Annotated in this window: 7 protein-coding genes and 1 pseudogene; 4 read left to right on the top strand and 4 right to left on the bottom strand. The window is 60.4% G+C overall.

The annotated features are described in order from the left end of the window. Positions 1-260: 260 nt before the first annotated feature. Positions 261-1,763 carry an FAD-dependent monooxygenase gene (locus tag NWFMUON74_RS19905; RefSeq protein ID WP_187683365.1) on the bottom strand — a complete coding sequence of 501 codons (1,503 nt, stop codon included), beginning with the start codon at positions 1,761-1,763 and terminating at the stop codon, positions 261-263. Positions 1,764-3,422: 1,659 nt separating this feature from the next. Between NWFMUON74_RS19905 and NWFMUON74_RS19900 the strand changes: the two genes are divergently transcribed. After that, positions 3,423-6,155 carry an AAA family ATPase gene (locus NWFMUON74_RS19900; protein ID WP_187683364.1) on the top strand — a complete coding sequence of 911 codons (2,733 nt, stop codon included), beginning with the start codon at positions 3,423-3,425 and terminating at the stop codon, positions 6,153-6,155. Between the two features lie 484 nt (positions 6,156-6,639). On the opposite strand, the gene NWFMUON74_RS19895 is transcribed toward NWFMUON74_RS19900, so the two are convergent. After that, entirely contained in the window at positions 6,640-6,816 is a 177-nt protein-coding gene (locus NWFMUON74_RS19895) for a hypothetical protein (RefSeq protein ID WP_187683363.1), read from the bottom strand. Between the two features lie 707 nt (positions 6,817-7,523). Beyond that, on the bottom strand, positions 7,524-7,874 hold the full coding sequence (locus NWFMUON74_RS19890) for a hypothetical protein (RefSeq protein WP_187689618.1): 351 nt from the start codon (positions 7,872-7,874) through the stop codon (positions 7,524-7,526). On the opposite strand from NWFMUON74_RS19890, the pseudogene NWFMUON74_RS19885 reads away from it, so the two are divergent. Next, a pseudogene (locus tag NWFMUON74_RS19885) lies at positions 7,767-8,906 on the top strand (IS3 family transposase). The gene NWFMUON74_RS19890 and the pseudogene NWFMUON74_RS19885 sit on opposite strands and share 108 nt — an antisense overlap. Before the next feature lie 21 nt (positions 8,907-8,927). Here the strand turns inward: NWFMUON74_RS19885 and NWFMUON74_RS19880 are convergent. After that, a complete protein-coding gene (locus NWFMUON74_RS19880; RefSeq protein ID WP_187683362.1) occupies positions 8,928-9,227 on the bottom strand; it encodes a hypothetical protein in 300 nt (99 codons plus the stop codon). A 341-nt stretch (positions 9,228-9,568) separates the two neighbouring features. On the opposite strand from NWFMUON74_RS19880, the gene NWFMUON74_RS19875 reads away from it, so the two are divergent. Together NWFMUON74_RS19875 and NWFMUON74_RS19870 are read left to right on the top strand one after the other, a co-directional pair. Continuing rightward, positions 9,569-12,700, top strand: coding sequence for an ATP-binding protein (locus NWFMUON74_RS19875; protein WP_342452766.1), 3,132 nt, complete (start codon positions 9,569-9,571; stop codon positions 12,698-12,700). Between the two features lie 1,141 nt (positions 12,701-13,841). Further along, positions 13,842-16,574: a helix-turn-helix transcriptional regulator gene (locus tag NWFMUON74_RS19870; RefSeq protein ID WP_187683360.1), complete on the top strand. Its 2,733-nt coding sequence runs from the start codon at positions 13,842-13,844 to the stop codon at positions 16,572-16,574. Positions 16,575-16,830: the final 256 nt, after the last annotated feature.

The following is a 16,830-nucleotide window of genomic DNA, read 5'->3' as shown; positions in this document are numbered from 1 at the left end:
CCTCGCGATCTCATTCTTCGTTCGGCAGGAGCTCGGATGGCTGAAGGTATTTTGCGTTCTGAGGGCCTCGCGGACCTCGTCCGGGAGCGGCTCCAACCGCCCGGAGGGCGGGTCGTCTGGGAGACCATACAGATGGTCACGCTCGACACTCAGCCCGCGATCGACGCAACGCCGGTCTCGCGATGCGGACGGGCGTTGACCCATGCACCACGCCCGCCCGCATCCACCAGGTCGGTGAACGGTTAGGTCGATGCTCGCGATTACTCTGTATGCTCGGGCAGCAACATTTCGGCCACCCATTTCTCGATCTGTTCGGGTGTACCACGTTCGGCAAGGTGACCGTCTGGTCGCACCAACAGACTTTCGGGCGATCGGCCGTCGGCGCGCTCGAGTATCGTCACAGCGTCGGCACCGATCGTTCGCAGCACGGCGGCACGTGCAGTGGATTCGGCAGCCACGGGCTCGATCAGCACCCAGTGGCCATCGAGTTCGACGTGGAGGTGTGTTTCGCTTCCGTCGGTGCGACGGCAATTCATGTCCAGAACTCGGCCGCCACCAGCGAAGTGACGGTTTCGTCGACCTGGTGAGGCCAACGGACCACCTCGATAACTCAGATTGAGCTGGGCCGCCTGTTCAACGATGTGGCGCTGGACACGAGCGCTTCTCAGGAGGGGTAGGAGCACGCACCGGCGGAAAAGCTTCGCCGGAGTGCTGGTGCCGAGGACGAGGGCAGTCGACGAGGTGGTCGATCGCAACACCTTCGAAGCGACCGGACGGCGCTCTGCCTCGTAGCTGTCGAGCAAGCGATGGTCGGCTCGACCGGCCGCGACCAAGGCGAGCTTCCACGCTAGATTCTCCGCATCGCCAAGACCAGTGTTGATGCCCTGACCGCCGAACGGGCTGTGAATATGCGCAGCGTCACCAGCAAGCAATATTCGATCACGTCGATACGAATCGGCCAGACGCCGCTGTATTCGGTAGGAGGAAGCCCAGCCGACGTTGCGCACGATAGACGAATTGCACCCGGTGAGTTCCTCCAGTATGGTCATCAACCGCTGTTGCACTACAGCTGAGTCCGGCTCGTCACCGGACTCGGACGCGGTTGAGGCTATCAATCGCCACACGCCGCCCGGCAAAGGGATGACGCTGATACTGTTTTCGCTCGACAAGTAGGTCTGTATTGCATCACGCGAAAAGGGGAAATCTCCGTCGACGTCAGCGAGAAGGAATTGCTCCGAGAGGGGCGCGCCAGCGAATTTGATGCCTGCCGACTTACGAACTCGGCTGTGTGCACCGTCGCAGCCGATCAACCAACTGGCCTGAATATTTTCGTTCCCGGCGACGCATACGGTAAGCCCATCGGATCTCGGTATGGCGTCGATGAACTCGCGACCCCACTCGACCTCGCCGCCCAGATCGCCTAAACGGCGGCGCAACGCGGTCTCTACCTCCGCCTGCGAAATCAACATCCCGGAAGGAGCATTGCCCGGCGCTCGCCGATTCGTATCAATCCGGACCGTTTCCCCACTGTAGAAGTGAACAACGATTTCCTCGACACGCAACGACCGTTCTGACAGTTCCGCGAGCACTCCCAAGCGCCGTAAAACTTCGGCTCCGCCCGGCTGCATACTCATCGCTCGTGAGGTCGTCGTAGGGTTCAGCGCCTGATCTATTATGCGGACCTCCGTACCTTGGCGCAGGAGACAACAAGCCAGCGCAAGGCCCGTCGGTCCCGCCCCGACAATCACCACCGGTTCAGTCACGAAACCTCCACGCGTCAACGGCGCTGTCGCTGCGCCCCCTCCTGAAAACGAAGATACATGGTGGGGCAGGGCGTGAGATCGGTGAAGTCGCCAGTTCGAACCTACGGCGGGTGATTTGGAGATCGCTGCGTTAGCGATGTCGCTTGCACCGTCCGCCGGACCAGGAACCGAATCCGGCTGTCGGACGCAGCGCACCGGTCCAACTCCGCGCAGACGGTGCTCTGCACGCTGGGCGACCTCACCGCAGATGAGCGGGCGCGCCAGCACACAGCTCCTGCGTGGGCTTTCGGTGGTGCGCGAAGCAGCGTATAGCCAAGTACCCGGTCGGCGGTGCCGCGACAGTGGTCCAATGGCCGAGCGGCGGCGCGGGCGTTGTCCGCGGCGGGATCGGTGGCGGCGAGAGTACGTGCGCAATCGCGCCACAGGTCGTGCATCCGGTTACCTGCCACGCGCGCATTTAGTTGAGAAGACGGTCATCGTTAAGGGCTTCCAGTCCTCGCGGTCCGTCTCAATACTGACCTCAGCCAGCGCTGCGACGGCGTGTGCTTCGAGGTGCAAACCGGGATGCAGGTCCAGACGACGAAACGCTATTCGCCGTAACCGTGACAATTCTCGATAGGACAAGTCGAATGCTGCTCGCACTCGCGTGTCACGGGGCAAGTCAAGCACGGCCCGCCGGTCTGCCGACATAGCCAATTGCACAGCATGTTCGGCAATGGTCCAGGTGGATGGTGGAGCAATTGGGCTGCTGCAGGTGTAGGTGAGAAAGTGAATAGATGGATCGCGGTGGAGCGCTCCGGCGGACTGGCTGTACTATTTTATTGGTCCGGCCGGCAACACTGTCGCCGCCGGACGACCGTCGGGTCTTTTCTCGATCCCCTGTGGTTGCGGTGAGAGATCAGGGGTGGGGAAGGTGTGTGTGGCCGGTGGCGGCGGTCTCGATCTGCCGCGCGGCGGTGGGGGTGTCGTGGAGTTGTTGGCGCGGGGCGTCGAGCGCTGAGGATCGAGTGTTGTGGCGGTACGGGGTCGGGTGTGGTGGTGTCGTCGACGATGATGGTGTCGGGGAGCAGGAATGCGGGCCAGATCTGCCCGCGGACCACTGAACTTGAGCGACACGTCGTGTTGGTTGGTCGCGGTGGGTTGCTGGCGGTAGGGGTCGAGCACGCGGTCGAGGGCTTGTCTGGCTTGTTCGCGATTGGCAGCCTCGTACCGCCGCCAAGTCGACCCGGGAACAACAAGCGAGGCCGAGCCGGGACGCCAAGCTCGCCGACAGGACGGTCGCGTAGCCGGAGCATCCTTGCGGCGAGGGCCGAATTGACATCGCTACACGTTCCCTCCGCCGTCATCTGGCTCGCTGCCCAACCGGCGCTCATCAGGCTCTGGACACTGCTGGGTAGCGCCGCCTGCACATACTGCTGTGTCGGTACGTTTGCTCCTTCTGCAGGAGGTCCCGGCGGGCGCACCTGGCATAGACATAACGAGGACAAAGACTGGCGATCTCCCCCATCCAAAACTCCGCACCGTTACAGACGGGTTGGTGCCGCTCGGCTTCTTCTTGGCCGTGCCATCATCAAAGAGACTTTGCTTGTGCCCGGTCGCTGATCCGGAGTACTGCCGACATAGGTGCTGGAACTGGGCGCTGCTGGTTAACCTCGACTCGTGTTCCATGGTCGTTGGAAAGAGCGGACCGCCCTGACGGACCTGATACGTCAGGCCGCCAGCGGGCGGGGCGTGGTTGCCGTTGTGCGAGGTGAGCCGGGAATCGGCAAGAGCGCTTTGCTGGACATTATCGCGTCTGAGACGGACAGGGCTCGTGTGCTGCGGGCGAGGAGCGTGGAGCCCGAGTCCGATTTCGGCTATGCAACCTTGCATCAGCTGCTCTTGCCCGTGCTGGATGAAATCGCCCGGTTGCCGGAGCCGCAGGCGACCGCGTTAGGGGTGGCATTCGGTCGCTGCGACGGCCCGGACCCTGGAGGCCTGCTGACCGGGCTGGCAACGCTGACACTACTGTCCGAGTTGGCTTCCGAGCGGCCTTTGCTATGTGTAGTCGACGATATACAGTGGTCGGACCGTCCTTCCATCGGTGTTCTCAAATTCCTCACGCGCCGCTTGGAGAGCGAGCCGGTCGTTTTGTTGCTAGCGAGCCGCGCAGACGAGGATTCCTTTTCGGATTCAGCTACCATCGACATGGTGCTACCTGGCCTGGAAAAGGAGACCGCGCGGCAGCTGCTACTAGAGCGGGCCGAGCTGAAATTGTCTCCAGCACAACAAGATGCCATTTTGAATGCGGCTCAGGGAAACCCACTCGCAATCTGCACTCTCGAACCCGATGCGGTTCAGGTCGGCCCTGATTATATCCCCCTCTCACTTGTTGAGGAATTGCGTCGAACTTTCTATGCCCGCGTACAGAAGTACGGTCGCCCGGTTCAGCTGGTGTTGTTGCTGGTCGCTGCTGCTGGCCACCTGCGATATGAAGTGCTTGCTGGCGCGGCCTACGAATTCGGCCCAACTGTGGCGAAAGCGGTCGATGCGCTCTTTGACTTAAACGATCTGATCACGATGAGCGATGGAGTGATCGGATTTCACCATCCGCTGATCAGGTCGGCCGTATATCATACAGCCGAATCTGCGGACCGTCGCGATGCACACACCGCCCTCGCTGCCGCATTCCAGCTATTCACGGACGCGGGTGATGCCCATCGCTGCGCCTGGCACTTGGGGCAGGCAGCGGATGGTCCTGACGAGGCGATTGCGGACCGGCTCGAGCAGGCAGCAGCAGCCGCATCCGGTGTCAGCCTGTCCACAGCCGCGGTATTGCTTGCTCATTCTGCGCGACTGAGTACAGATGGACGGCAGCGGTCGCGAAGGCGAAGCGAGTCTGCCATTGCAAGTTGGCATGCTGGCGAACCCGGTCGAGCCGCGGCCATTGTGAGACTTCTGGAACAGGAGGTGCCGCTGGACACCTCCCTTCGCTATAGCATCGGCGGAATCCAAGCCATGTTGGAGCTGTTCACCGGCGCCCCTATCGATGCTGTAACGATGCTTCGTCCGCTACTGGTCGATATCGACCACAGCACTCCAGACCGCGTGATACCGCTGGTGATGATGTTCGGTGCGGCCTGCTGGCACGCCGATTCGGCCACCGGATGGACGGACATGGTCGAATTGAGTGAACATGTGCCAATATCCGGTCATCGAGCAGAGGATGCTTTGCTGCGATTATTCCGGAGTGTCTGTCGGATACACATCGGCCTCGAACCTGAATGGAAAGAAGGGGACGAAGACGCCGTGGGCACAATCGGTGTGCCAGCTCTACTCTGCTGGGCCAGCGAATTGATGCGAGACCTCGGCAAGCAGGACCGGGCGCGGTGGTTGAACGCGGTGGCTGTCCGAGATGCCCGCAGGCTCGGCGGTGCTGGAACCTTGGTTTGGGCATTGGGCTCCACATTCGATGACCATGTATTCAGCGGACGCCTCATGATGGCCGTCGCTTCTGCTGAAGAGGGATGTCGCCTCAGTGAAGAACTCGGATACTCAAACCTGAACTGTTGGTACCGAAGTTGCGTGGCGGTCGTGGCAGCGTATCAGGGAGAGGAACAAACCGCCCGCCGCTTGGCTCGAGAGGTGCTCGCCGAGGCGGTACCTCGTGGGCTGGGAGCCGCAGCTGCTATGGCGAGGCATGCGCTCGGGCTGGTCGACTTGGTAGCTGGCCGGCCTGCAGTGGCAGTAGGCAATCTCCAGCAAGCGATGTCCGGAGGTGACCCACGCATTATGGTGAGGAATACACCCGACCTGGTTGAGGCCGCAGTCAAAGCAGGGCAGCCCCAGCATGCGGTCCGGCCGTTCGAGAAGTTCAAGCGATTGTCCGAGCTCTCGCGCTCACCAGACTTGGCGGCACTGGCAGCTCGATGCGATGCCTTGCTTGCTGCGCCTGAGGCTGCAGTCGAGCACTTCCGTCGCGCGCTGGAGTTCCATGCGCGTGGTGATCAGCCGATGGAGCGGGCTCGGACGCAGCTGCTGTTGGGAGAACATCTGCGTCGGAGGCGACGCCGAGACGATGCACGCAATTCGCTATGGGCCGCGTTCGAGACGTTTTGCTCGCTCGGTGCCAAAGGATGGGCCGAGCGTGCACGGTCGGAATTGCGTGCTGAAGGTGAATCTACTGGCCCGGTCACGTCGAGCGATGTGACAACACTGACACCTCAGGAAGCGCGGATCGCAGAGGCTGTTGCGACAGGGGCCACCAATCGGGAAGTTGCGGCACAGCTGTTTCTCAGTCCGCGGACAGTCGAATTCCACTTGAAAAAGATCTTCGGCAAACTGGGAGTCAGATCCCGCGTCGAGCTTATGCGATACATCCGATCAGGAAGAATTCGTGAAAGATTAGAATGAGATCAACAAGTCCAGAGTTGGTTGACGGCGCCGACGAAACCAGCCTCTTGGGCGGTCAATGCTGCTCGATAATTTGGCGCGAGGAGGCGGGTAGGATTCCGGCGGCGCGTAACTCGCGGCAGGCACGTCTAGGCACATCCAGTAGTACCAACGCATGAAATGCCTCATAGGTGAGGCCCGAGCTGCATCGATTCGAAGAATGCGCCGGTCAAATGCGCCCATGTACCGCGAATATAAAGCTGGACAGTAGGTCGGAGTAACGTATTACCGCAAAATGTTGCAACGAGCGCCTGTCCATCGCCAATGAGCAAGTGATGGAGCCTCGCGGGTAGTAGTGAGCGTGTATGCATCTTTCGATTTGTGCCCTGCACTAAACGCAGCAGCGCAATCGAGCACCGCCGCGGGATATTGGATGCACTCCAATATCGGCACCGTCGGCATCTCCATACACAGTCTGCCCAGTTAGAACCTTCGCGGACTGCCGTCAAAGTCCTTCTTGAGTGTACGGCGATGCCATCGTCGCCCAGAATTCAAAATCATCGTCTTCCGGTTCAAAGGTCCACCGTCCCGCTTCAAAATCCCCGTTTGCGTCAACTAGCGTAAAATAGACTGCAATGCTGCCGTTGGCCAACCATCGCACAACTGGCGATTCTCCAGCCATCGTGATCCTCAATCTTGATTGCGTTGGCAGAACTTATGATTCCGCTCCAGTTCTGCGGAGCGAGTCGAGACTCTCCAGCTCTGATCCCTGAGCTTAGATCCGCTTCTGCTCGCCCGGATCCGGCGGATCGCCAGTTGGTTCAGAACGGCCACCCTCGACCAGGTGTACTCGCATCAATAATCCGCATCACCGGCTGAGCCCGGAGCATTCATGTTAGGGAAGGGAGAGCAGCAGCAGAAACAAGTGGTGGGGCGAAGATGCCCGCTTGACCGAACCCGCCCGGTCTCGGTGACTCGCACCCTATCGCTACATCCGATCCAAACGAACAAAGTTCCCGATCGGCATGCCAGGTGCCGGGAAGGCACTGCTTCACACTGCACGGAAGGTCATCCGCACAGTATGCAGCGTTTACTCTATCGATGGACATTAAAATTTTTCGTGAAATCGATCGCTACGATGGGCGCCGCCATCCGCCACAGGGCCCGTGACTAGGTGTTGAATCGAATGCGGGTGCGCCGGTTATTCAGTGCCCAAACCGGTTGCGCCAGAAGGACTTTTGCGAATCTGGAGCCGGTGTTCGAGGTCGATTTTCGATCCGTCCAGTTGCGGATATCGGCCCGGACGTCGGGCTCGCATGCTATCGCCGAAATACGCAATTTCACCTGCAAGCCGTCGATGGTCGAGTGTGACGACCGTGCCCGCCCAGGTCAGAGCGCCGGATCAAAGGCCCCGATGTCTTCAAATGAGAATTCGTGCGAGCGCTCCACTTCCAGGCCACCCCCACCATCGACCCGCTCTCTTGCACCCACCGACCTAGCAGCTGCGGCCAGCAATATCGTCGCAGTCACTCGCAGAGCAAGCAGCCGAACTTTCATATGCGGAAGGGGCTGCTGCACGGATAGGTGACATCGATCTGGCTTGCCGGAAGGTGGGCCTGGAAGGATGTTCACGTGCCCAAGCCGTACCCGCAGGAGTTCCGTGACGATGTGGTCCGGGTTGCCCGTAACCGTGAGGACGGGGTGACGCTGGAGCAGATCGCCGCTGATTTCGGTGTTCATCCGGTGACGTTGTCGAAATGGATGCGCCAGGCCGACGTCGATGACGGGAACAAGCCGGGCCCGGCACGGACGGAGTCGGCCGAGTTACGGATGCACGGCGTCGTATCCGGTTGCTGGAGCAGGAAAACGAAGTCCTGCGGCGGGCCGCGGCATATCTATCGCAAGCACAGCTACCGGGAAAAGGCTCTACCCGCTCGTGAAAGAGCTTGCCGCCGAGGGGATTCCTGTGGTGGTGACGTGCCGGGTACTGCAGCTCGCTCGCCAGCCCTACTACCGATGGCTGGCCGAACCGGTCACCACCAGCGAGATCGCGCAGGCGTATCGAGCCAACGCGTTGTTCGACGCGCACCGCGACGACCCCGAGTTCGGATACCGGTTTCTCGCCGATGAGGCCCGCGAAGCCGGTGAAACGATGGCCCAGCGCACCGCGTGGCGGATCTGCTCGAGCAATCGGTGGTGGAGCGCGTTCGGCAAACGACGCAGCGGCAAGAGTGGGAAACCGGGTCCGCCGGTCCACGATGACCTCGTCCGCCGGAACTTCACCGCTGATCAACGAAACCGGTTGTGGCTCAGCGACATCACTGAGCATCGCACCGATGAGGGAAGCTCTATCTGTGCGCGATCAAGGACGTGTTCTCAGGACGGATCGTGGGCTACTCGATCGACTCTCGCATGAAGTCCAGACTCGCGGTCACCGCGTTGAACAATGCGGTTGCCCGTCGGGGTGACGTAGCAGGTTGCATCCTTCACACCGACCGCGGATCTCAATTTCGATCACGCCGTTTTGTCCACGCGCTCAACCGATTCGGCATATCTGGATCGATGGGCCGGGTCGGCGCAGCCGGTGATAACGCCGCGATGGAGAGCTTTTTCAGTCTGCTGCAACGCAACGTCTTGGACCGGCAGCGGTGGGACACTCGCGAACAGTTACGGACCGCGATCGTCACCTGGATCGAACGCACCTACCACCGCCGCCGACGGCAAGCCCGCCTCGGCCGGTTGACCCCGATCGAATTCGAAACCACATCATGACCCCAGCAGCTTGACAGGCTGCTAACCACTGTCACCTATCCGTGCAGCAGCCCCGAGCGACCATCCGTTGTTGTGCAGCAGCAGTGTCGTGATAAGCCAGGTCACCCTCGCGTCCGACAAAATCGTCCGCTGATTCCGCAACCTCATGTTTTGCCGAGGTATTTCGCCGACATAGGTATGACGTAGCTGCGGCGTGCGGAAGAGCTGCGGATCGAAGCGTGCATCATGCGGCTTCGCCTGTAGCGAGATGGGCGGGATCAGCGGTTTCGCGCTTACAAGCAACTTGCCGTCGCAGCGGCGCCGAACCTGATAGCTGCCCAACTCTGTGGACAGTTCGCGGAAAGACTGGCGAGGATACGGAACCCCGCGACTGATGCCGATCGGGCTACTTAGGTAATCACTGTGAGATCGTCGGCTGCTGTCGCTGCTCCGCGCGGGTGGAACCACAGCCCGAGAAACCCACCATCATACCACCGGTATGGTCGCGAAAGGAGAAGCCGCGTTGGCCACGCTGTTGCGTCCGACCCACTGCGCACGATCGCCGTCAGAGCGGTTCTCTGCGCCGATGGCTACACCGCTGTGGAAACACAATGGGACAAATATGACGACCGACTTCGCGGACACGTCGATACCTTGTCCGCTCTTGCGGAATTACGCGGGTGATGCATTGGTCACGCAGGTGCCCACCCGGCAGTACACCGAGGCTGACCAGCAACTCCACGCATATCATCGGGCTCAAGGCCATCGATGTTCCGAATTCGGGCTATGGCTCAACACTCAATTCAGCCGATGGGCGTCCTCAGTTGGACGGCGCGACATCGTCCGCGCTGCGGCAGAGGTCATCGCGTCCGCCCGCACAGCGCCCGCCGAGCATCTCCGGTACCACTGGGTTATTGCCGCACTCGGCGTCTCGCCGGTCCGCGGGCAGGTCCGGTGCCCAGCCGGCCCGCAGAGTACAACTGGAAAACAGGGCGCCGAGGTGCCGGAGAGATCCAAGCCGGACATCGCTTCGATTCGACACGAGGAGCTCGATGATGCGGCGCGTTAATCCATCGCCTCAGTCCTCGACCATGCTGCTGTACGGCCGCGATTCAGAACAAGCCACCCTTGCAACCCTGATACGACAAGTATGCGCTGGACACGGGAGAGTGATCATAGTATCCGGGGACCCAGGGATCGGCAAGACAGCACTCTTGGAGAAATGTGCTGAGGTGGCCTCGGAGATGCGCATTCTGCGTGTGCAATGTGTCGAATCGGAGTCCGAACTGGAATTTTTCACACTGTATCATCTGCTCACACCTGTGCTGGATTTCATCGATCGGTTGCCTGGTCCCCAATCTGGAGCACTTAGGGCGGCCTTCGATCCGTCGAGCGGATCGCCCCCTGATCGATTTCTGGTCAGTTTGGCTACGCTGTCAATACTCACCGAGTTAGCCCTCGATACGCCACTGTTGCTTATCGTCGACGATGCGCATTGGATGGACCAGGGTTCTGCCGATGTCCTCATTTTCGTGGCACGGAGACTGGAAGCCACCCCAATCGCTCTGCTGCTGGCCACCCACAGCGATGATCGGGACTGGTTGACGAATAGCTGCGCAGTCGCCATGCCCCTAAGGGGGCTCGACCGGCCCTCCGCGCGGCAGCTTCTTGTCGCCCGTTTCGGCAACAAGCTTACCGCTGCGCAACAAAATTGCGTGCTCGATGCAACAGCCGGTAATCCACTGGCGATCCGCGAACTCTCTGTGGAAGATATCAAACCAGAGATTATGGTGGAACCGCTGCCAGTCGCCGAGAGGCTTATACGTGCCTTCCTCCGCAGGGTGCGAAGCAACGATGAACCGTTGCAACGGCTGCTGCTGTTGGTCGCCTCCGACGACCGAATTCGGTGGGACGTATTGCGCAGTGCGGCTGCCACATTGGGACCGGCTATGATATCCAGTCTCGAACGGTTCGATCTTCTCGACGACCTCATCAACGACGACGGCGCGACCATTGTGTTCCGCCACCCGCTGATTCGCGCTGCCATCTATCACGGGGCCACACCCACGGATCGGAGGGACGCACATCGGGCATTGGCCTCAGCTATTGCCCGCGAAGGCGGCGGATCCGCACGTCGCGCGTGGCACCTGGGGCAAGCCGTCGAAGGATGCGACGACAGCATTGCCGAAGAACTCGAACAGGCCGCGCATGATGCTGGCCGCTCGAGCACCGCTACAGCGGCGACACTACTCACTCGAGCTGTAGAATTGAGCACGCCCGGACTGCGGCGATCCCGCAGGCAGTTCATAGCCGCCTTGGCGTGGTGGCGCAGCGGATACTTCGGACGGGCCCTGGCACTGCTCGATGGAATCGATGTCGACAATGCTCAGGACGAGACGCTCCATGTGCAAATCACCGTGCTACGAGCGTCACTGGAACTGCAGGTCGGCCGGCCTGCCGACGCCTTGGAAATGCTGCGTCCGATCGTCGGTCAAGCGATGGATACGGGTACCACTCAAGCGATCCCCGTGTTGATCCTTCTCGGCGAGGCATCGACCTGCGCCGATGAAGTAGATGCATACTGTGCGATCGAAGACGCCGCCAACCGGCTACTTACCACGGGTGGCAGCATCGGAGCCGTACTCGGCAGACTGCTTCGCGGAGCGTACCGAGTCCGAAAAGGCAAGAACGCCGAAGTACTGGCCACGGATCTGGATGCGGCCGATCAGCTCACCAATCCTGGGCTCCTATGCTGGGCCAGTGAAGTAATGTGGTGGCTCGGCGAGCGGGATAAGGGCCGACACCTCAGCCGTCTGTCCGTACAGCTGTCACGTAGTCTGGGTGACGCAGTCTATTTGACGTGGGCTTTGGCACGAGTAGTCAGCGACGACTTGAGCAGCGGCCGATTCGACTCGAGCGCGACACTCGCCGAGGAGGGCCGAGACATCGCAGATGGGACCGGCCAGATCAACGCAAGCCTCAGTTTCCGCGCCGCATTAGCATCAGTCGCAGCACTACGCGGTGACCAAACAAGAGCTCAAACGCTTGCCCGGGAAGTCCTGGACGACGCCCTTCCCAGAGGAATGATGAGCGCCGTTATCATCGCTCGCCGAGCGCTGGGATTGCTGGACCTCGCCGCTGGGCGGCCCGACGAGGCGCTCGCTCAGTTTCGAACCGTAGACGACGGTACTTATCTCGGCCCGGCCATAGCGAATGTTCCTGAACTGATCGAGGCGGCGGTGCAGACGCGCCAGCCGGATCTAGCCGCCGAGCCTCTACGCCTGTACACGCGGTGGGCTGACGCCACTAACGGACCTGAGCTGCGTGCGCTCGCCGCACGTTGCCGTGCGCTCGTCGCCTCACCCGCCGTCGCCGACCGCGAATTCTCTCATGCGTTGGAACTCCATCAAATCGGTAATCAGCCACTGGAGACTGCACGAACTCACCTGCTCTATGGCCAACATCTGCGACGACAACGACGTCAGTCCGAAGCACGGGCACCACTGCGCGCCGCCTACCAGACCTTCCGCGCGCTGGGTGCTACTGGCTGGGCGGAGCGCGCTCGCCATGAACTGCGCGCCGCAGGAGAAGGCACCCGGCTTCACATCAGCCATCGTCCGGTGAGACTGACCGAACAGGAACGGGAAATCGTCAACGCCGTCGCAGATGGCCTAACCAATCGAGACATCGCGGCACAAATGTTCCTCAGCCCGAGGACCATCGACTACCACCTGCGCAAAATCTACAAAAAGATAGGAGTCAGCTCCCGTGCCGAACTCATCCACATCATACTCGATGACGGGAGTAATGAATAGGCAAACGCCCCGGTTCGATCCGAAGTGCGGTTACAGACCTGCATAGCGCGTAATAGATAATGCGGCTAGCGCTGGGCAAAGATCGGCAGATTTCCGGCGCTACGGGCCAGATGTTCGCGTCTTGTGCGCGACAACGCAATTTTTATAATTTCAATGTAGTCCTACTGACCGGACCGGCCCAGCACCGTCGAGAGACGTCATCGCGACAGGGTGCGGGCAACCCGGCAGGCTGAGAAGGGTGGTGTCAGCCCCGTCGAGCGGGATGGGGCGGACTGGGAGCGTGCGATGTGAGTCAAGCACTGTGGGCTGGCCACGCGCAACTCGGTCACATGCCGTTGCGTACACATCGCACGAACAGGGTGCCTCGGACTGGCGGTGCCGAACTACCAGCGTAACCAGCGCCTAAGTACCGACACCGACCTGCAGAGCGTCGGCCTCGTGGACTGGCACATAGTTCATGCACGCCTGTGCCGGACTACCCGCACACCCATCGAATGAGGCATGGTGATGGCCACCGGGCGGGCGGCAGACCGGTTCTTCGACTCCCATTTCGACGTAGGCTGGATATTACAGACCGATGGAGGTGTTGGAATGTTGATGACATTGGCCCGGCTCGCAACTAGTAGTCGGCAAGCCTTTCCACCTTCAGCGCAGGTAATGCTACCATTCGGCGCTCTGCAGCTACTGCCGTAATTGCCAATTCTCCGATCAGTGCATATATGGCTGGAGTCGGAGCGTTGATATACGCCGTATGGAAGGTGTATCACTATCGAACGAATCAATTCGTCGATCCCAGCATGGCGGAGTTCTGCGCCGCCCTGGATACGCTTGTCGCCATAGTGGTAATTGGCGCGGTATCGCCGGCAGCGCCTCGTGGCATGTCACAAGTCTTCCTGGTCGCCGACCTCAGGGCTGCCAATGGCCGTCACTGTAATCGCTTCGGGCTCCGGCACCGGCCACTCGACCTTTCTCTGGCTGCGTACGCTTCACCCCGGGCCCTACCAGAGGCGGCGGTGGTTTGCTCGCCCTGCGCGCCTGGACAGGAATCCTTAGGCCGCCGGGATCGGGTTGACAGAAACCGCCGATGCGGCTCCGATTTCCCATCGGAGGTGAGTGGGCCGAACCCAACTAAAATTGTACCGTGCTGTATGGTCGTGACAAGGAACGCGCAGTACTGGCGGAATTGCTAGTCAAGGCTGCGGCTGGGTATGGGAGTGCCGTAGTCGTGCGTGGGGAGCCAGGAGTGGGTAAGAGCGCGTTGCTGTCCGAGATTGCAGGAGCAGCCGCCGGAATGCAAGTGTTACAAGCCGCCGGTGTGCAGCCAGAAAGCAATTTCGGGTACGCGACATTGCATCAATTACTCTGGCCGGTGATGGATCGGATCGGGCGGTTGCCCGATGCTCAAGCTGTGGCATTGCAAGCTGCTTTCGGCCAGAAGGTCGGGTCGATACCTGACAGATTAACAGTTGGTCTTGCGACGCTGACCTTGTTGTCCGAGCTCGCCTCTCTTAAACCGTTGCTGTGCCTCGTGGACGATGTACATTGGGCGGACCGCTCTTCTATCGGCGTTCTGGAGTTCGTTGCCCGGCGGATCGATAGAGAGCCGATAGTTCTCTTATTTGCGGCACGAACTGGCGAGAGACGTAAACTGACCAGTATACGAGGTCTGCATTTGGTCGGTCTCGATCTTAACGCTGCGCGGCAGTTGCTGCTCGAAAGAACTGATATGCAGCTTTCCCCAGAACAAGAAAATTCAATTCTGGGCGGGGCAGGTGGGAACCCGCTCGCGATCCGTACCCTCCAACCGAGGGTGTCACAGGTAGGTATCGAGAGCACGCCTCTGCCGCTCACTGAGGAATTGCTACAGGCTTTTTATATGCAGGTACAGCGTCACAGTCGGCCAGTTCAATTGACGCTACTAACCATTGCAACTGTCGGCCACATCCGACGCGACGTCCTGAAGTGTGCAACCGCCGAGCTGGATGCGGCTGCCGCGAAAATAGTCGATGATCTCGAGCAGTTGGACGACCTTTTAATCGTTGATGACGAGACGATCAGGTTTCGTCACCCTCTGATCTGGTCGGCAGTATATAATGGCGCTGCACCGTCTGACCGACGTAAGGCACACACGGCAATAGCCGGTTCGTTGACAGCAATTTTCGGCGATGCTGTGTCAGATCGCTGCGCCTGGCACCTAGGGTGTGCAGCCGACGGTCCGGACGAGATTATAGCAAGTCACCTCGAGAAAGCCGCTGTCAGTGCGGCGCGGCATAATCTGCCTACGGCCGCGTCTCTACTCGGCCGCTCCGCAGAGTTGAGCGTTGATGACACGCAACGGTCGCGACGCCGATATAGATCGGCAGTTGCGAGTTGGCGAAGCGGGGACTCCGAACGAGCTGAAGCAATGGTGGAACTCATTGCTCGGGATGATTCGCTTCAGGCATCGTTGCGTGGCGACTTCGCTGGCCTCCGTGCCATGATTGATGTTTTCACTGGTGTACCGGCCGATGCCATACGAACGTTGCAACCGCTGATGCGAACGGGTCTAGCCGACGCTCCAGACCGAGCGATCGCCTCGATAATGATGTTTGGCGCAGCCAGTTTGCACGCTAATTCGGCTCTTGGATGGTCGGTGATGGCCGACCTGAGTGAGCGGATACCGCTGACAGGTCAAAGCAAAGAAGACGCGTTGTTCAGGCTCTTCCGCGGCGCTTGCCGAGTGTTTGCAGGCCGAGAGGCCGAATTGTGGACCGGGGACGAAGTGGCAGTGGAATCGATCGATGACCCGTCCGTCCTGTGTTGGGCCGGCGAGTTGATGCAATGCATTGGCAATCTGGACCGCGCGCGGCGGCTGAACGGTAAGGCTGTCAGTTACGCCCGTCGACTTGGGGCAGCGGGAGTTCTCGTGTGGGCATTGGATTCTTCAGTCGCTCTTGCATTCTCCAGCGATCGCTTGGTGACTGCCCGGACATCCGCAGAGGAGGGCTATCGACTCGCGGAAGATCTCGGCTATCCGAATCTGAGGTGCCGCTATCAGAGCTCCCTGGCATTACTTGCCGCGATGCAGGGCGAAATGAGAACGGCACGGGATCTGGCGGACGACGTTCTCAGTCAAGCGGTGCCCCGTGGACTGATGAGCGCTGGCGTGACCGCCAAGCGAGCGCTCGGTATGGTCGATTTGGTCGCAGGCCGGCCCGACTTGGCTTTGGCGAATTTGCAATTACCGGTCGACAGCGGAAATCCACGCATAATATTGCCTATTGTTCCAGATTTGGTCGAGGCTGCAGTCAAGGCACGACAACCGGCTGTGGCATTGAGATCGTTTGCCAAGTTTACCCAATGGGCTGAAGCCGCACACTCACCCGCATTGGCAGCATTGGCCGCGCGCTGCCGCGCGCTACTCGCTGCCACCCCTGCCGCCGCGGTCGCCGAATTCCGCCATGCGATAGAATTACACACTGGCGGTGACCACCCGATCGAACATGCACGAACGCAGCTGTTGTTCGGTGAGTACCTTCGCCGCCAGCGGCGTCGAGCCGAAGCACGACAACCGTTGCGTACTGCACTTGAGATATTTCAAGCGCACGATGTCAAAGGCTGGGCTGCAAGAGCAAATGCCGAACTGCATTCTGCAGGAGGGACCGCGGAGACCACTGTTTCCCGGGGTATCTTAAAACTCACGCCGCAGGAAGTGCGAATTGTCGATGCAGTCACGGCTGGAGCTACTAACAGCGAGGTTGCCGCTCAGCTGTGCCTTGGTCCTACAACAATCGACCACCATTTGCGCAGGATTTTCGATAAGGTCGGAGCCAACTCGCGTGCAGAACTCATTCGTAAGATGTTGACCGGCGGCAGCGAAGATAGCCTGACCTAAAGTCTCTGAACCACTGCGCCTGTTCGGATGGCAGTTCTGTCCCGCTGTCGGTGTGGCCTCGTGTCAGTGACGGCGCGGGGTATCGGTGGGTGGTGATCACGCCTGCAGCGTGGGTTTCTCAGGCGTCGACGCTACGCCCTCCTGTGTGTCGGCTTTGTCCGCGCCGAGTCCTTGCCGTCTTCGGACAAGCGGAACTCGTGGGTGCCGACCAGGCCGCCGGAAGGGCGTGGACGTCAACTGTCCACGCCGAGGTTAG

It is taken from the genome of Nocardia wallacei (assembly GCF_014466955.1).
Lineage (GTDB): Bacteria > Actinomycetota > Actinomycetes > Mycobacteriales > Mycobacteriaceae > Nocardia > Nocardia wallacei.
This window is presented reverse-complemented; position numbering and strand designations above follow the sequence as displayed.